The organism is Chryseobacterium sp. c4a (assembly GCF_009900745.1).
Lineage (GTDB): Bacteria > Bacteroidota > Bacteroidia > Flavobacteriales > Weeksellaceae > Chryseobacterium.
The window spans coordinates 166641-184937 of record NZ_WXVU01000001.1; the positions used below are offsets into that span (position 1 = coordinate 166641).

At 36.9% G+C, this 18297-nt stretch carries 12 protein-coding genes; all 12 read left to right on the forward strand.

Annotated features, from left to right (window positions below; genetic code table 11):
- Positions 1-258: 258 nt before the first annotated feature.
- The 12 genes from rplK to GTR01_RS00840 all read left to right on the forward strand — a co-directional run bounded on the left by rplK (position 259) and on the right by GTR01_RS00840 (position 18248).
- Positions 259-705: a 50S ribosomal protein L11 gene (gene rplK, locus GTR01_RS00785; RefSeq protein WP_045501113.1), complete on the forward strand. Its 447-nt coding sequence runs from the start codon at positions 259-261 to the stop codon at positions 703-705.
- A gap of 11 nt (positions 706-716) precedes the next feature.
- On the forward strand, positions 717-1409 hold the full coding sequence (rplA, locus tag GTR01_RS00790; protein ID WP_045501112.1) for a 50S ribosomal protein L1: 693 nt from the start codon (positions 717-719) through the stop codon (positions 1407-1409).
- Positions 1410-1426: 17 nt separating this feature from the next.
- Entirely contained in the window at positions 1427-2011 is a 585-nt protein-coding gene (gene rplJ, locus GTR01_RS00795; RefSeq protein WP_160135976.1) for a 50S ribosomal protein L10, read from the forward strand.
- 46 nt (positions 2012-2057) lie between these two features.
- Positions 2058-2426, forward strand: a complete 369-nt coding sequence (rplL, locus tag GTR01_RS00800) for a 50S ribosomal protein L7/L12 (RefSeq protein WP_160135977.1) — start codon at positions 2058-2060, stop codon at positions 2424-2426.
- Between the two features lie 272 nt (positions 2427-2698).
- Positions 2699-3196: a hypothetical protein gene (locus GTR01_RS00805; protein WP_160135978.1), complete on the forward strand. Its 498-nt coding sequence runs from the start codon at positions 2699-2701 to the stop codon at positions 3194-3196.
- A gap of 117 nt (positions 3197-3313) precedes the next feature.
- Positions 3314-4444 carry a hypothetical protein gene (locus tag GTR01_RS00810; RefSeq protein WP_160135979.1) on the forward strand — a complete coding sequence of 377 codons (1131 nt, stop codon included), beginning with the start codon at positions 3314-3316 and terminating at the stop codon, positions 4442-4444.
- A 35-nt stretch (positions 4445-4479) separates the two neighbouring features.
- Entirely contained in the window at positions 4480-7080 is a 2601-nt protein-coding gene (locus GTR01_RS00815; protein WP_160135980.1) for a T9SS type A sorting domain-containing protein, read from the forward strand.
- A 371-nt stretch (positions 7081-7451) separates the two neighbouring features.
- The gene (locus GTR01_RS00820) at positions 7452-8333 is read left to right on the forward strand and encodes a T9SS type A sorting domain-containing protein (RefSeq protein WP_160135981.1); all 882 of its coding nucleotides are present in this window, start codon (positions 7452-7454) and stop codon (positions 8331-8333) included.
- A 450-nt stretch (positions 8334-8783) separates the two neighbouring features.
- Positions 8784-12605: a DNA-directed RNA polymerase subunit beta gene (gene rpoB / locus GTR01_RS00825; RefSeq protein WP_160135982.1), complete on the forward strand. Its 3822-nt coding sequence runs from the start codon at positions 8784-8786 to the stop codon at positions 12603-12605.
- A 122-nt stretch (positions 12606-12727) separates the two neighbouring features.
- Positions 12728-16993 carry a DNA-directed RNA polymerase subunit beta' gene (rpoC, locus tag GTR01_RS00830; protein ID WP_160135983.1) on the forward strand — a complete coding sequence of 1422 codons (4266 nt, stop codon included), beginning with the start codon at positions 12728-12730 and terminating at the stop codon, positions 16991-16993.
- Positions 16994-17080: 87 nt separating this feature from the next.
- The gene (locus GTR01_RS00835) at positions 17081-17386 is read left to right on the forward strand and encodes a DUF3467 domain-containing protein (RefSeq protein WP_002976436.1); all 306 of its coding nucleotides are present in this window, start codon (positions 17081-17083) and stop codon (positions 17384-17386) included.
- Between the two features lie 214 nt (positions 17387-17600).
- Complete coding sequence (locus GTR01_RS00840) at positions 17601-18248, forward strand: Crp/Fnr family transcriptional regulator (RefSeq protein ID WP_160135984.1); 648 nt, start codon at positions 17601-17603, stop codon at positions 18246-18248.
- Positions 18249-18297 lie beyond the last annotated feature (49 nt).

An 18297-nucleotide genomic window follows, 5' to 3' on the forward strand; every position in this document is an offset into this window, starting at 1 on the left:
AGGAGAGCAGATATCTGTTCTCCTTCTCATTATAATATGACGATATACCTGTAGTGGTATTATAATCTGAAATACGAACTTATGAATATCAATTATTTTTTTAAAACTTTTTAAAAATCAGTAATATCCGTTTGTAGTTTCAAAAATATTTTATACTTTTGCAGTCCAAAAAGTAGGTTTGTCATAAGTGAGTGCGATAACCTGCTGAATAATAAATGCTTCCAAACTCATTAATTATTCAAATTTAAAAAACAAACAATGGCTAAGAAAGTCTTTAAAATGGTAAAGCTTCAGGTGAAAGGTGGCGCAGCTAACCCTTCTCCACCAGTAGGTCCAGCATTGGGTTCTGCAGGTGTGAACATCATGGAGTTTTGTAAGCAATTTAACGGAAGAACCCAAGATAAGCCAGGGCAAGTTTTACCTGTAGTAATTACAGTATACGAAGACAAATCTTTTGAATTCGTTATTAAAACTCCACCTGCAGCGATTCAGTTAATGGATGCGGCTAAAATCAAGGGAGGTTCTGGTGAACCAAACAGAAACAAAGTAGGTGCTGTAACTTGGGAACAAGTAAAGAAAATCGCTGAAGATAAAATGGCGGATCTTAACTGTTTTACAATGGATTCTGCTGTTTCTATGGTAGCAGGTACTGCTAGATCTATGGGATTAAGAGTAACAGGAACTAAACCAACTTTTAACGCTTAATACTTAAAGAAATGGCAAAATTAACTAAAAAGCAAAAGGAAGCTTTAAGCAAAGTAGAAAAAGGAAGAATCTATAACCTTGAAGAAGGTTCAGCTCTTGTAAAAGAAGTGAACACTGCAAAGTTTGATGCTTCTGTAGATATCGCTGTAAGATTAGGTGTAGACCCAAGAAAAGCAAATCAAATGGTAAGAGGTGTTGTATCTCTTCCTCACGGTACTGGTAAAGATGTTAAAGTTTTGGCTTTAGTAACTCCAGATAAAGAAGCAGAAGCTAAAGCTGCTGGTGCTGATTATGTAGGTCTTGACGAATATTTACAAAAAATTAAAGACGGTTGGACAGACGTTGACGTTATCGTTACTATGCCAGCTGTTATGGGTAAATTAGGTCCATTAGGTAGAGTATTAGGTCCAAGAGGTTTAATGCCAAACCCTAAATCAGGAACTGTAACAATGGAAATTGGTAAAGCAGTAACTGAAGTGAAAGCAGGTAAAATTGATTTCAAAGTAGACAAGTATGGTATCATCCACGCTGGTATTGGTAAAGTATCTTTCGATGCTGCTAAGATCAAAGAAAACGCGCAGGAATTGATCTCTACATTGATCAAAATGAAGCCAACTGCTGCTAAAGGTACTTACGTGAAGTCAATCTATTTGTCTTCTACAATGAGCCCAGGTATTGCAATTGATACTAAATCTGTTAACTAATATTTAATCCTAAGACAATGACAAAAGACCAAAAAGTTGTAGCGATACAAGAGATCAAAGACTTGCTTCAGGATGCAAAAGTAGTATACGTAGCAGATCTAGACGGTTTGAACGCTGGTAAATCTTCAGATTTCAGAAGACAAGCTTTCAAGCAAAATATCAAAGTGAAAGTTGTTAAAAATACACTTTTACAAAAAGCAATGGAACAAATCGAAGGAGTAGATTACTCTGAAATGTTCCCATCTTTCAAAGGAAATACAGCATTAATGATCGCTGATACAGCTAATGCTCCTGCGAAACTTATCCAAGGATTCAGAAAGAAAGAAGAAAAGCCAGCTTTAAAGTCTGCTTTTGTTCAAGAAACTTTCTATATTGGTGACAACAACCTAGATATGTTGGCTAACATCAAGTCTAGAGAAGAAATGATCGGTGAAATCATCGGATTACTTCAGTCTCCAATCCAAAGAGTTGTTTCTGCTCTTCAAAACAAACCTGAAACTGTAGAAGCTAAAGCTGAAGAAGCTGCTCCTGTAGTTGAAGAAACTCCTGCTGAAGCTCCAGAAGCTGCTGCAGAAAGCACTGAAGAAACAAGTGCTGAATAATTATACTCAAAAAATTAAATAAATAATCAACAAAAACATTACAACAATGTCAGATTTAAAAAATTTAGCTGAAACGCTAGTAAACCTAACTGTAAAAGACGTAAACGAATTAGCTGCTATCCTTAAGGATGAGTACGGAATTGAGCCAGCTGCTGCTGCTGTAGTAGTTGCTGCAGGTGGTGCAGGTGAAGCTGCTGAAGAAAAGACTGAATTCGACGTAATTCTTAAGTCTGCAGGTGCTTCTAAATTAGCTATCGTTAAATTAGTAAAAGATTTAACTGGTGCTGGTCTTAAAGAAGCTAAAGATATCGTAGACGGAGCTCCTTCTGCAATCAAAGAAGGTGTATCTAAAGACGAAGCTGAAGCTCTTAAGAAGCAATTAGAAGAAGCTGGTGCTGAAGTAGAATTGAAATAATTTCAATTTTATTATAAATATAAGAAGCCTGAGCATTTGCTCAGGCTTTTTTTGTTATGATCATGAAGAAATATATGCATTTTATTTATAAGTGTATTTGAATATTTTTACAACGTATAGTGTTATATTTTATTATTAATATTTATTTGATAATAATTAACATAATATTTTATTTTAATTCATTGTATTGGATATTTTTAATGAATTTTTTTTATTAAAATGTTGTTTTGTTTGAAAAAGTATTATATTTGTACTAATAAAAAACACAACAAATGGATAGAAATTACTTTCTTTCCTATGGTCAAATAGCGTTTCTTCTGCTACTCTCGGCTATAGGAAAACTAAATGCAAGAATTATATCTGCTACAGAAAGCAAATTTGAATTGCTTCGCTATACAGATATAAAAGATACTGATTGCTACCCATACTTATCTTATTCTTTTTTGCAAGATACTGTGAGTTCTGCAGTATACGATTTTCGTCATCATATAGAAAATCATGGTGATTCTCAAGATACTGTTTTCGGAAATTCTTTACATGACAATTTTCCAATTGTCACTGACTACAATTTTTTCCTTCTGCCTATGAAAGATTTAAGGTCTGTTTTTCCTTTGAATAAATGGAGGGTATTACATTCTGTAGGTCATATAGAAGTATTGAGTGTAATAAAACAGGTGAAAAGGTTTTCTATCAACTCAGCTAGACTGATTGATGGCTTCAAGTTTATCATTAAGATTCCTGATAAGCTGATGATTGCTTCTATAAAATAATATTTCTGATTTTTACGATCTCTGGTAGAATTTCATTTACATATTTAAATGAAATAGCCATCGGATTGTCCTCTTCTAAAAATACAAACAAAAAAAAACAACAAATATCAACTAAGTATGAAAAACAAATTATTCACACTAGCACTTTTATCTGTCGGATTTTCTTTTTCCGCACAGGTTGGGATTAATACGGGGCAACCCCAGGCTACTCTTGAGGTAGTGGGTTTTCCATCCGATGTTAATAAGCTTGATGGAGTTATCGCCCCAAAACTTACGGGAGTGCAGCTTAAAGCTAAGAATTATACAGCTGCTCAAACCGGAGCTATCGTATACGTTACAGTTGCTGAAACATCACCTACCGGACAAACTGTGGATGTTATAACACCTGGTTACTATTATTTTGATGGAACAAAATGGGGGAATTTAAATGCAAATTGGCGCACAGTAGGGAACAGTGGTACAACGCCCACTTCTTCAACGTTAGGAACAGATATTTCTAACGGCAATTATTTGGGAACAAGTGATGGACAGAATTTGGTATTGGCTACACAAAAAAATGTAAAGGGAATACTTGATGTAAATGGAACGCTTCAGGGTGGAAACTCTAATGATGTAACAGGGCCTTATGCAGCTTTTTCCTGGGGATCAAAAAATACAACCAATTCAACCTCTTCCAATATTGCGTTAGGAAGAAATAATACAGCAACAGCAGTCGCAGCTAATTTTCCAGCAGTAGCTATTGGGGCTAATAATGCGGCTACGAGCGGTGCAAAAATTATTGGAAATTCCAATACCGCATCAGGAGCTAATCAATTGGTATTCGGGAACTCTAATACAGTAACCGGTAATACAGGGCTTACAGTTGGAAATAGTAATACAAATAACGGCGGAATTGCTATAGGGGCAGGAAATACTGTCTCGATGAATAATATAGCAATAGGGTCAGCCGGTAATGCTTCAGGGGTGGAAGCTATGACAATAGGCTTTACGGCAACGGCAACAGCCGGACAAACAGTATATGCTAATGGCTCTCATATCTTTTTTAACAAAGGAAATGCTAGAGGTACGATCGTAGGAATTAACATGATCCCTACTGCAGCGGCGACTTCCGGAGCTGCTATGCAAATATTGGGAGTTGCCAGCCCTCCGGCTTCTTGTACATCAGCAGAAGAAGGTGCGATCCGTTACAATTCTACAGCAAAAGTACATGAAGGATGTAATGGAACAAACTGGAGAGCTTTCTATTAATTGAAAAATAAACACAAACCTTATAAAATAAAAAAATGACCAAAAAATTATTCGAGAAACTGACCGCAGTGCTCATGACATTGGTGATGTCAACAGTAGCATTTGCACAGCAGGGCTATGAGCCAATCCGTGGGATGGGTGTGGAAGCAAAACCTGTAAATAATTCAGGAATTTGCTTAGCATGTTATAACGGAAGCATGAATCCGGTGGTAGATGCCAACCTGGATAACAGCGTAAGTATGGGAAATTTCGCTTCTTTAATAAGTGGAAACGGAATCTCAGTAAAAAATAAAAATACATCTTATCCGGCAGGATATATTACCGGATTTAATGTTGATCTTGGAACAAGCTTTATTACGATTGATCTTTTAAGCTCTTTAAGAATCAGTACATATAAAAATGGAGTTCTCCAGGAAAGCACTACAAGCAGTACACTTTTATCAGTGCCGGCATTCGGGGGAAGCAAGAACAGAATATTTTTACACTTTAAGACTTCTAAAGAGTTTGATGAAGTGAGATTGTATCAGACGAATGTTCTTTCCGTTTTCAGTGCTATGAATGTATACTACGCATTTGCATTTGATCCGGCGAAAGTGCCTGTGGATAATAATGGTATTTGCGATGATATCATTGCGGGAAGCGGTGTAGATGGTAACGTATCAGGAAGCAGCAGTTTCTTAGCTCCGCTTTCTTACGTTCAAAACAAGGAAAATATCGGTGACGGAAATAAAAATTCTTTTGGAAAAATCATACTTCCGATTGGTTTATTAGGATCATATTCTGTAGGAGTTTTAGATAAAAACCAAGTATATCCTGCAGGAAACAGAACAGGGTTTGTTATTGAGCCTGATGATCAGGGAAAACTACTAAGCGCTGAATTCTTAAAAAATATTACTATTGAAACTTATTTATTCGGACAACTTCAGGACTCTAGACAACTTTCAGATGGTGGAGGATTGATTAATATTAAAGTTCTTGGATATGGTTCAGGGAAACAAAAAGTAACTTTAACTACCACTAAGCCTTTCAATGAAGTAAGATTAAAAATTACTCAGACGGTAGGATTCAACCTAGGTGCTCTTAAAGTATATTATGCTTTCGAAGAACCTATCTCTTGTGAATGTGATGATAAAATTCAGACCAGCGGTTCTGCGGTACCTGGAAATTTAGTAACAGGATCAAGCTGGACATCAGGGCCTGGATTCTTTGGTCTTATTTTAGCTAAAATGACCAATCCGGAAGCTATTGTGGATAACAATCCATCCAATTATGCAATTGCAACAGTTCCGGCAGCATCTATTTTCAGTATTTTCTCAGCGTATGCAACAGTAAGCAGCAATAGTATGCTTCCTGCTAATACAATGGCTGGATTTACTGTAGAAAAAGCAGGGAATCTACTTGGAGTAAGTGTGCTTGAAAATATTACCGTGACCTTATATAACGGAAATACGGTTACAGATAACTTTACAAGTTCTGGAAGTCTTATCAGTGGAAATTTCTTTACCACAAACTCTAATAAATTTTATGTAGGAGGAAAGGCTACAAAACCTTTTAACAGAATGAAAATTACCTTCAACAGCGGAACAGCCGTTCGTATTCCTCAAAATTATTATATCTATAATGCTTTTGCAAGTAAAGATGATGATAATGATGGAGTGCCAAACTGCTTCGACCGTTGCCCTAATGGTGATGATAATATAGATAATAACGGAAATGGTATTCCTGACTGTGCAGAAGGCTGTACAGCGGTGAATGATAAATCGCCTGTATTGGATACAGATGGTGATGGTATTGTTGATGCATGTGATCTGGATTCAGACAATGACGGTATTCCTGATGCGATTGAAGACTTTGATAAAAATGGGAAATTCCAGGATGATGATAAAGAAGGAGATCTTCTGTTGACTCCTATTTTGGGAGATTCAGTACCTAATTATCTTGATCTGGATTCGGATAACGATGGAATTTTAGATCTTTTTGAATCAGGTATTCCAACTTCTGTGATCAGTCAAATTGATACAGACCGAAATGGAATCATTGATAGCAATGTTCCGGTAGGTAAAAATGGTATTGCAGATATTCTTGAAACTTCTCCTGATTCCGGAGTGATGAAATACCCAATCAAAAATACAGATGGTGATGATAAACCGGACTTCCTGGATATTACTTCCAATGGTATTGATTTTGATCTGTATCAAATAGGAAAAGGGAACCTTGATACATTGGGAGGAGGATTCATCTCTACAATTAATGATAATGATAAAGACGGAATTCAAGCAGTGGTAGATACTGATCTTGTGAAGAGAGGAGCTCCAAATTCCCCACTTTCTCCTTATGCTTCTTTATTGAAAAATGGGTTGGCAAGTTCAGCAAAAGCTTCAAAAGCTTCCGAAATAGCGGAGGCAGCTAATGATGTGAAGATTTATCCTAATCCTGTAAAAGCTGGAGAAAGCCTTATGATTACAGCAGGTGAAGAAGGATTTTATACGTTATTCTCTGCGGAAGGAAAAGTAGTGAAATCTGGGAAATTCTCAGCACGTACTGGTATTGATACCTCTGCATTGCCTACGGGAATTTATATCATTAACATAGAAACTAAATCAGTTGTAAAATCTTACAAAGTTATTGTAAAATAACAATAAAAATATCTTGTAAATCATTGTAAGATGATAGACAATATATAAATTTTGAGCCTGAGTTTTATACTCAGGCTTTTTTATGATAAAAGCGAAACAAAAGTGTGTCTGTTTTTATAAATTTTTGATGATGAAGTAGATTTTTGCATCCATTAATGAAATTAAACATGAAATACTGCTCATAAAGAGAAGTCAATTAATAGGCTTAATCATCTTATTTGATTGAAAATAATTGGTATTTTAAACTTTTATGATTTGATTTTTTTATGGTTCTTATAATTTAATTTAAATAGAGGGTATTTTGTGTTTTTTTATCAATGATTTGTTATTTTAGGTAAGGCTGAAAAGCTTTTAATTTAAAAACAACAAATATGAGACAAAGAAAATTATTGATCCTGTTTACGACGGGATTAGCCGCGTATTTTAATGCACAATGTGCTAATCCGGCAAATGTTACTTCCTATACTTATAATGGAAAAGTATATGAAGTTATAAAAGAACTGAAAAACTGGAGTGCAGCTTCGCTTTGTGCTGTACAAAGAGGTGGGTATTTGGTTGAGATTAATGATGCCAATGAGCAAAATGCTGTTTATAATTTTATTACTTCGTCAGGAATTTCGACAAGTTATGCTCCTGTAAATGATGGTGGTGGTACCTCTTATCTTTGGATAGGAGCCTCTGATAGAGTGACGGAGGGAAGATGGCTGTGGGATGGTAATAATGATGGGGCAGGTATTAATTTCTGGAATGGGCAAGGTGCTGCAGGGTCAGGAAATGGGATGCCTGTTGCCAATCGTTATAATAATTGGGGAAGAGAGAATGGAACTGGGATGATTATGGAACCTGATAATTATCTTGATAATCAAAATGCAGCGGCAATAGCATTAAGCGGTTGGCCTTCTGGTTCTAATTCATTAGGTATAGCGGGGCAGTGGAATGATTTGGATATGAATAATACGCTTTATTATATTGTGGAGAAAGATAATCAAGTTCTTGGAGTTCAGGATACTTCTCATGCCAATAATAAAAAATTGGAAATATATCCTAATCCGGTAAAATCGGGTGAAAATCTTATGATTACTGCCAGTGAGGAAGGAGTTTATACTGTATTTTCAGAAGCAGGAAAAATAATGAAGACTGGCAAATTCTCCTCGCGCACGGGGATTGATACCTCTTCGTTGTCTTTGGGAGTTTATATGATTACTATAGAAACTAAATCAACAGTAAAATCTTATAAGCTTATTGTGAAATAGTTGTAAGAAAACCTATTATTAATGGAGGCTGCTCAGAAATGGACAGCCTTTTTAAGTTTTAATGGCCTCAAAATGAGGAAGATTATTTGTAATTGTGGATAACTTTTTGTATCTTTGCCCCTCTTTTGGCGCGAAAAATTGTTTGTAAATTTATAAAATACTGAAAATCAACTCTTTCATTGTGTAATAGCATGGAAGGGATTTTGTGTTTATAGATATTACGGGTAATACCGTCTCAAAAGTAAGAAAAATATTTTGCATTACGCTGTGAAAAGATATACCAGTGTTGCAGTTAGGAATCAGACTGTAAGAATCAAGAACAAAGAATAAAGACTATTTCTGATAGCGCCAAATATCTCCATGTCTTTTCTCTTTTCTCTTTTCTCTTTTTTCACTTCCTGATATTTTTAAATGAATCAAAATATTTTTTAACCCTTTCTTAAAAGTTTTATGAGTAAAACAAAATCAACAACTCAAGGAAATCCGAGAATTAATTTCTCATCAGCGAAAGGAAAAATTGTAACTCCAGACTTCTTGGACATCCAAATCGAGTCTTTCAGAGAATTTTTCCAGCTTGATACACTTCCTGAAGCCAGAAAGACAGAAGCTCTTTACAAGACTTTCCAAGAGAATTTCCCAATTACGGATTCAAGAAACCAATTCGTATTAGAATTCTTAGACTATCTGGTAGATTCTCCACGTTATTCAATCGATGAGTGTGTGGAAAGAGGACTTACTTATTCAGTTCCTCTAAAAGCAAGACTTAAACTGTACTGTACTGACCCGGAACACGAAGATTTCCAAACAGTGGTTCAGGACGTATATTTAGGTCCGGTTCCTTATATGACTCCTTCTGGTTCATTCATTATCAATGGAGCAGAGCGTGTAATCGTAACTCAGTTACACAGATCTCCGGGTGTATTCTTCGGACAGACTTACCACGCTAACGGAACCAAACTTTACTATTCAAGAATTATCCCTTTCAAAGGATCTTGGATGGAATTTACAACCGATATCAACAGCGTAATGTACGCGTATATCGACCGTAAGAAAAAGTTACCATTAACAACTTTATTAAGAGCTATCGGTTACGAATCTGATAAGGATATCCTTCAGATCTTCGACCTTGCTGAAGAAGTGAAAGTTTCTAAAGCTGCCCTTAAAAAAGTAGAAGGGAGAACATTGGCTGCGAGAGTATTGAACACTTGGTTCGAAGACTTCGTAGACGAAGATACAGGTGAAGTAGTTTCTATCGAAAGAAACGAAATCATCTTAGACAGAGAAACGATCCTTGAAAAAGAACACTTAGATCTTATCTTGGATGCTGGTGTGAAATCTATCTTGATTCACAAAGAAAACAGCAATGAATTCTCTATCATCCAGAATACATTACAAAAAGACCCTACGAACTCTGAGAAAGAAGCAGTAGAGTACATCTATCGTCAGTTAAGAAACGCAGATCCACCAGATGAGGAAACTGCAAGAGGAATCATTGAAAAATTATTCTTCTCTGAGCAGAGATATTCATTAGGTGAAGTAGGACGTTACAGACTAAACAAAAAGTTAGGTCTTAATATTCCAACTACAACTGAGGTTCTTACAAAAGAAGATATCATTGCGATCGTAAGACACTTAATTGAGCTTGTAAATTCTAAAGCTGAGGTTGATGATATCGACCACTTATCAAACAGAAGAATTAAAACTGTTGGTGAGCAATTAGCAGGACAGTTCGGTGTAGGTCTTTCAAGAATTGCAAGAACAATCAAGGAGAGAATGAACGTTAGAGATAACGAAATCTTTACTCCACTTGACCTTGTAAATGCTAAGACTTTAACATCTGTAATCAACTCATTCTTTGGTACCAACCAGCTATCTCAGTTCATGGACCAAACCAACCCTCTATCAGAGATCACTCACAAGAGAAGATTATCTGCACTAGGGCCTGGTGGTTTATCAAGAGAAAGAGCAGGTTTCGAGGTTCGTGACGTTCACCATACTCACTACGGAAGAATTTGTCCGATTGAAACTCCGGAAGGACCAAACATCGGTTTGATTTCATCTTTAGGTATTTATGCAAAAATCAATAACCTAGGTTTCATCGAAACTCCATATAGAAAAGTAGAAGATGGTAAGATTAATCTTAACGCAGATCCTATTTATCTGAATGCAGAAGACGAAGAAGACAAAGTAATTGCTCAGGCAAACGTTGAATTGAGTGATAATGGAGATTTCTTAACAGACAGAATTATTGCAAGACTAGATGGTGACTACCCGGTAGTTGAACCATCTCAGGTTAACCTTATCGACGTTGCACCAAACCAGATCTCTGGTATTTCGGCTTCTCTAATTCCATTCTTGGAGCATGATGATGCGAACCGTGCATTGATGGGATCTAACATGATGCGTCAGGCCGTTCCTCTATTGAAGCCACAGGCTCCAGTTGTTGGTACAGGGCTTGAGCAACAAGTTGCAAGAGACTCAAGAATCTTAATTAACGCTGAAGGTACAGGTACAGTACAGTACGTAGATGCTGACAGAATCGTTATTAAATACGAAAGAAGCGAAGACGAAGATTTAGTACAATTCGAGTCTGCTACTAAAACATACAACCTTACTAAGTTTAGAAAAACTAACCAGAGTACAACCATTACCCTAAGACCAAACGTAAGAGTAGGTGATGTAGTGGAAAAAGGACAAGTACTTTGTGACGGTTATGCTACTGAAAAAGGAGAATTAGCTCTTGGTAGAAACTTAGTAGTAGCGTTCATGCCTTGGAAAGGGTACAACTTCGAGGATGCGATCGTAATCAACGAAAAAGTTGTTCGTGAAGACTGGTTTACTTCAATCCACGTAGATGAATATTCATTAGAAGTTCGTGATACTAAATTAGGTATGGAAGAACTTACTGCTGATATTCCAAACGTATCTGAAGAAGCTACTAAAGATCTTGACGAGAATGGTATGATCAGAATCGGTGCTGAAGTGAAGCCTGGAGATATCATGATTGGTAAAATTACTCCAAAAGGTGAATCTGATCCGACTCCTGAAGAAAAACTTCTTAGAGCAATCTTTGGTGATAAAGCTGGTGATGTAAAAGATGCATCATTAAAAGCTGACTCTTCATTAAGAGGGGTTGTTATCAACAAGAAATTGTTCTCTAGAAACATTAAAGACAAAAAGAAAAGAACTGAAGAAAAACTTAAACTTGAAGAAATTGAAAACACTTACAAGGCTAAGTTTGACGAGTTGAGAAACACTTTAATTGAAAAATTAAATACACTTGTAAGCGGGAAAACTTCTCAAGGGGTACAAAATGACCTTGACGAAGAGATCATCGGTAAAGGTGTGAAGTTCACTCACAAGTTATTAACTTCAGTTGAAGATTATGTAAACGTTAGCGGTTCAGACTGGACAGTAGACGCTGACAAGAATGAATTGATCAAACAATTGATTCACAATTACAAAATCAAATATAACGATATCCAAGGGGTTAAAAACCGTGAGAAATTTGCAATTTCAATCGGAGATGAGCTTCCAGCAGGTATCATGAAGCTTGCTAAAGTTTACATCGCTAAGAAACGTAAACTAAACGTAGGGGATAAAATGGCAGGACGTCACGGTAACAAAGGTATCGTATCAAGAATCGTTCGTGAAGAAGATATGCCATTCCTAGAAGACGGAACACCAGTAGATATCGTATTGAATCCACTAGGGGTACCTTCTCGTATGAACATCGGACAGATTTATGAAACAGTTCTTGGATGGGCAGGTCAAAAATTAGGAATGAAGTTCGCTACACCAATCTTCGATGGAGCAACTCTTGATCAGATTACTGAGTATACTGAGAAAGCAGGTCTTCCTAAATTCGGTCATACTCACCTTTATGATGGTGGTACCGGAGAGAGATTTACGCAGGCTGCTACAGTGGGTGTTATCTACATGCTGAAACTAGGACACATGGTTGATGATAAGATGCACGCACGTTCTATCGGTCCTTACTCATTGATTACTCAGCAGCCGTTAGGAGGTAAAGCTCAGTTCGGTGGTCAGAGATTCGGAGAGATGGAGGTTTGGGCACTTGAAGCATTCGGTGCATCTAACATCCTAAGAGAAATCTTGACTGTGAAGTCGGATGACGTGATTGGTAGAGCAAAAACTTATGAAGCAATTGCTAAGGGTGAATCTATGCCTGAACCAGGTATTCCAGAATCATTCAACGTATTACTTCACGAGTTACAAGGACTTGGATTAGACGTAAGATTAGAGGAGTAAGATATCAGATGTCAGACACAAGATGTCAGACTATGACACTCTAAGAATTTTATAATCCTTGAATTTGGAATGATGATTTCGTCTGAAATCTGAAATCTGAAATCTAAAATCTAAAAAAAATTATGTCAAATAAAAATAAATCAAGTAGATTTAATAAAATAACCATCGGTTTAGCTTCACCGGAGTCTATTTTACAAGACTCAAGAGGGGAGGTTTTAAAGCCGGAAACTATTAACTACAGAACTCACAAGCCTGAAAGAGACGGGCTATTCTGTGAGAAAATCTTTGGTCCTGTAAAGGATTACGAATGTGCTTGTGGTAAATACAAGAGAATTCGTTACAAAGGGATCGTTTGTGACCGTTGTGGAGTAGAAGTTACTGAGAAAAAAGTAAGAAGAGAGAGAATCGGGCACATCAACCTTGTAGTTCCAATTGCACACATTTGGTATTTCCGTTCATTACCAAACAAAATCGGATACCTTCTTGGAATTCCTTCTAAGAAATTAGATATGATCATCTACTACGAAAGATATGTAGTGATTCAACAAGGTATTGCTAAGAAATTAGACGGTTCTGATTTTGAGAACATGGAATTCCTTACAGAAGAAGAGTACCTTGATATCATGGAAACTCTTCCAATCGAGAACCAATATCTTGATGATTCTGATCCAAACAAATTCATCGCTAAAATGGGTGCTGAAGCTGTTGAAGAATTGTTAAAGAGAATTGACCTTGATGCATTGTCTTTCGACTTGAGACACAAAGCTCACAATGAAGGATCTAAACAAAGAAGAACTGAAGCTCTTAAGAGATTGAACGTTGTAGAAGCATTAAGAGGTGCTAATACAAGAATGATCAACAGACCAGAGTGGATGATTATGCGTGTTCTTCCTGTTATCCCACCAGAACTAAGACCATTAGTTCCATTGGATGGAGGACGTTTCGCAACTTCTGACTTAAATGACCTTTATAGAAGAGTTATTATCAGAAATAACCGTTTGAAGAGATTATTGGAGATCAAAGCTCCTGAAGTAATCTTGAGAAACGAGAAGCGTATGCTTCAGGAATCAGTAGATTCATTATTCGATAACACAAGAAAATCTTCTGCAGTAAAATCTGAATCAAACAGACCATTGAAATCACTTTCTGATTCATTGAAAGGTAAGCAAGGTCGTTTCCGTCAGAACTTACTAGGGAAAAGGGTTGACTACTCTGCACGTTCGGTAATTGTTGTAGGTCCAAACTTACAGCTTCACGAATGTGGTATTCCTAAAGATATGGCAGCTGAACTTTACAAACCATTTATCATTAGAAAACTAATCGAGAGAGGTATTGTAAAAACTGTAAAATCTGCGAAGAGAATTATCGATAGAAAAGAACCAGTAGTTTATGATATCCTTGAAAACGTGATGAAAGGTCACCCGGTACTATTGAACAGGGCACCTACGCTTCACAGACTTGGTATTCAGGCTTTCCAACCTAAGATGATCGAAGGTAAAGCTATCCAACTACACCCATTAGTAACTACGGCCTTCAATGCCGATTTCGATGGTGACCAGATGGCGGTACACTTACCGTTAGGGCCAGAAGCAATCCTTGAAGCTCAGTTATTGATGTTAGGTTCTCAAAACATCTTGAACCCTGCAAACGGTTCTCCAATTACGGTACCTTCTCAGGACATGGTTCTTGGTCTTTATTTCATGACTAAAGAATTAAGCTCTACAGAAGATATGAAAGTAAAAGGAGAAGGTCTTGCTTTCTATTCTCCTGAAGAAGCGGAAATCGCTTATGCAGAAGGTAGAGTTTCATTAAATGCTAAGGTAAGATGTAGACTACCAATCAAAGAAGACGGTGTAATCGTAACAAGATTGATCGAAACTTCTGTAGGTAGAATCTTATTCAACCAAATTGTACCTAAGCAAGTAGGATATATCAATGAACTTCTTACTAAGAAATCATTGAGAAACGTTATCGGTAAGATCCTTGCTGATACAGATTTCCCTACAACGGTGAAGTTCTTGGATGCAATGAAAGATCTAGGGTACTCAAACGCATTCAAAGGAGGTCTATCGTTCTCTCTAGGAGATATCGTAGTACCTGTTGAGAAAAAGCAGATGATTGCTACTTCAATTGAAACTGTAGACGAAATTAGAGCTAACTATAACATGGGTCTAATTACCGATACAGAACGTTATAATCAGGTAATCGACGTTTGGACTAACACCAACGCTGGATTAACTGAAATGATCATGAGCAGAATGAAAACTGACCAAGGTGGTTTCAACTCTGTATACATGATGCTTGACTCTGGGGCGAGGGGTTCTAAGGAACAGATCCGTCAGTTATCAGGGATGAGAGGTTTGATGGCGAAACCGCAAAAAGCTGGTTCTACCGGTGCGGAGATCATCGAAAACCCGATCCTTGCAAACTTTAAGGAAGGTCTTTCCATCTTAGAGTACTTTATCTCTACCCACGGTGCTCGTAAGGGTCTTGCGGATACCGCTCTTAAAACTGCCGATGCTGGTTACCTAACCAGAAGATTGGTAGACGTTGCACAGGACGTTATCGTTACAGAAGATGACTGTGGAACTCTAAGAGGAACAGAGGTTACTGCACTTAAGAAAAATGATGAGATCGTTGAAAGAATCTCTGAAAGAATCTTAGGTAGAGTATCTCTACATAATATTTATGATCCTGAGACAGACGAGCTTATTGCTAGTGCAGATCAGGTGATCATTGAATCATTGGCGAAGAGAATTGAAGAAGCTGGATTAGAAGCTGTGGAAGTTCGTTCACCACTTACTTGTGAAGCTAAGAAAGGTATCTGTGCAAAATGTTACGGTAGAAACTTAGCAACTGGTAAAGTGATTCACATGGGTGAAGCGGTAGGTGTAATTGCAGCACAGTCAATTGGGGAACCAGGTACTCAGCTTACGTTGAGAACTTTCCACCAAGGGGGTACTGCAGGAAACGTATCAGAAAACCCATCAATCGTTGCAAGAAGAGATGGTATCGTTGAAATGGATGAAGTAAGAACAATTACTTCTGAAGATGAAAACGGTAATACAGCTGAGGTTGTAGTTTCTCGTTCAACAGAATTCAGATTAGTTGCTGATAATGAGTCTAGAACTCCATTAATGGTAGCTAACGTACCTTACGGATCTATCTTATCTGTGAAACCAGGTGATAAAGTGAAGAAAGGGGATACAATCTGTAGATGGGATCCGTATAACGCGGTTATCATTGCTGAAACTTCAGGTAAGGTAGAATACGAGGATATCATCCAGGGTATTTCATTCCAACTTGAAATTGACGAACAAACAGGATTCGAAGAGAAAGTAATCTCTGAATCTAGAAATAAGAAAGCCGTACCTACCTTGAAGGTGGTAGACTCTAAAGGAGTTGAGCAAAAAGCTTACAACTTACCGGTAGGAGCCCACTTAATGGTAAACGATGGTGAGAAAATTAAGGCTGGTAAAGTCTTAATCAAGATCCCAAGAAAATCTGCAAAAGCAGGGGATATCACCGGAGGTCTTCCGAGAGTTACCGAATTATTCGAAGCAAGAAACCCTTCAAACCCAGCGGTTGTTACTGAAATCGACGGGGTAGTTTCTTACGGAAAAATTAAGAGAGGTAACCGTGAACTTATCGTTGAAGCTAAAACTGGAGAAAGAAAAATTTACCTAGTTAAATTATCTAACCAGATCTTAGTACAGGAGAATGACTTCGTGAGAGCTGGTTCGCCACTTTCTGACGGATCAATCACTCCAGACGATATCTTAAGAATTAAAGGTCCAACAGCTGTTCAGGAATACTTAGTAAACGAAATCCAGGAAGTTTACCGTCTACAGGGGGTAAAAATCGACGACAAGCACTTCGAAATCATCGTAAGACAGATGATGACAAAAGTATCTATCGTGGATGGAGGTGATACTCAATTCCTTGAGGGAGCTCTTGAGCACAAGTATGACTTCCTTGAAGAAAACAACAGAGTATTCGGTCTTAAAGTAGTAGTAGATGCTGGTGATTCTAAAGAATTCAGCCCAGGTCAGATGATTACTGCAAGAGAATTAAGAGATGAAAACTCTAAATTGAGACGTGAGGATCAAAGTTTAGTAGAAGTAAGAGAAGCTCTTCCTGCTACTGCAACTCCTGTACTACAAGGTATTACAAGAGCAGCTCTTCAAACGAAATCGTTCATGTCTGCAGCATCGTTCCAGGAAACAACTAAGGTTCTTAACGAGGCAGCAGTTGCTGGTAAGATTGATGATCTTAACGGTCTTAAAGAAAATGTAATTGTAGGACACAGAATCCCTGCAGGTACAGGTCTTAAAGAGTATCAGAATGTTATCGTAGGTTCTAAGAAGGAATTCGAAGACCTTAACTAAAATTAATGATTTGAAATTTGGGATTTGAAATTATTTTTATATTTTCACAATCTCAAATTTCGAATTTTAAAAACATAATTTATAACAATGGACAACAATCAAAATCCACAAGACGGAAACATCAACATCGAATTAAACGAAATGGTAGCTGCTGGTATCTATGCTAACTTAGCTCTAGTAAACCACTCTCCATCTGAATTTGTAGTAGACTTTATTCAGTTGATGCCAGGTGTTCAGCAAGCTAAAGTAAGATCAAGAGTAATTCTTGCTCCACTTCACGCTAAAAGAGTATTAAACGCTCTTCAACAGAACATCGCTAACTACGAGCAGCAGTTTGGAGAAATCAAAGAAGTTGAGCCTTTCGTATTAGGAGGAAACAACGTACAAGCTTAAGATTTTTTTCTTACAATAAAATAAGAATGCCCTGGTTTTTACCAGGGCATTTTTTTATTACCTATAATTAATATTGTGAATTATTCTATAGGAAAATATTCATATTACTGGGTTTTTTGATGGTGTTTATATATTGATAATGAAAGAATTTTATTTTTTTATAAATCGTTAATCCTATTTTATATATTTGTTTTAAAATATTGACGAAAAGGATATGGACAATCAATTTATTATTCAGAAATTTGGATTTCTGGGAAACGACTTTCTGGGCGAATTTCAGAAACATGCAGTTTTTGCTGACATAAAATCAAAAACTGAAATTGTAAGGGAAGGACAGAAAAATAAGTATGTACCTTTTTTGATCAAGGGGTCTATAAAAGTTTTTACCCTTAATGATGGCAGAGAACTTATCTATTATTATATCAAAGAAAGTGACAGCTGCCTGATGACCTTTTCATCTATTTTTACAGATTATATAAGCAGAGTATACGCTGTAGCCGAGGAAGATTCTGAGGCATTGCTTATTCCTGTCTCCGTTATGCATGATTGGCTGCTGAGGTTTCCGGAAATTAATAAATTGTTCTATCATGAATACGACAGACGGTTTTCTGAGATTATGAATATGGTAAATGATGCTGTTTTTCACCGCCTGGACAAAAGAGTTCTTAATTATATCAAACAACAGATTTCTGTTACCGGAAACAATCCCATCAAAATTACCCATAGAGAGATTGCCAATAATCTTGGAACTTCGAGAGAAGTGGTAAGCAGAGTTTTGAAAAAAATTGAAAGTGATGGTGATATTTTACAAACCAAAGAAGGAATAAAAGTCGTTGTAAATGAAAATGTTAGACTTGTCTAATTTATGTTGTTTTAAAACTTTATGATTTATAATTGATAAAAACGATCTT

Coding starts and splice junctions, on each gene's coding strand:
- rplK (WP_045501113.1), top strand. CDS start 259: ATGGCTAAGAAAGTCTTTAAAATGGTAAAGCTTCAGGTGAAAGGTGGC.
- rplA (WP_045501112.1), top strand. CDS start 717: ATGGCAAAATTAACTAAAAAGCAAAAGGAAGCTTTAAGCAAAGTAGAA.
- rplJ (WP_160135976.1), top strand. CDS start 1,427: ATGACAAAAGACCAAAAAGTTGTAGCGATACAAGAGATCAAAGACTTG.
- rplL (WP_160135977.1), top strand. CDS start 2,058: ATGTCAGATTTAAAAAATTTAGCTGAAACGCTAGTAAACCTAACTGTA.
- GTR01_RS00805 (WP_160135978.1), top strand. CDS start 2,699: ATGGATAGAAATTACTTTCTTTCCTATGGTCAAATAGCGTTTCTTCTG.
- GTR01_RS00810 (WP_160135979.1), top strand. CDS start 3,314: ATGAAAAACAAATTATTCACACTAGCACTTTTATCTGTCGGATTTTCT.
- GTR01_RS00815 (WP_160135980.1), top strand. CDS start 4,480: ATGACCAAAAAATTATTCGAGAAACTGACCGCAGTGCTCATGACATTG.
- GTR01_RS00820 (WP_160135981.1), top strand. CDS start 7,452: ATGAGACAAAGAAAATTATTGATCCTGTTTACGACGGGATTAGCCGCG.
- rpoB (WP_160135982.1), top strand. CDS start 8,784: ATGAGTAAAACAAAATCAACAACTCAAGGAAATCCGAGAATTAATTTC.
- rpoC (WP_160135983.1), top strand. CDS start 12,728: ATGTCAAATAAAAATAAATCAAGTAGATTTAATAAAATAACCATCGGT.
- GTR01_RS00835 (WP_002976436.1), top strand. CDS start 17,081: ATGGACAACAATCAAAATCCACAAGACGGAAACATCAACATCGAATTA.
- GTR01_RS00840 (WP_160135984.1), top strand. CDS start 17,601: ATGGACAATCAATTTATTATTCAGAAATTTGGATTTCTGGGAAACGAC.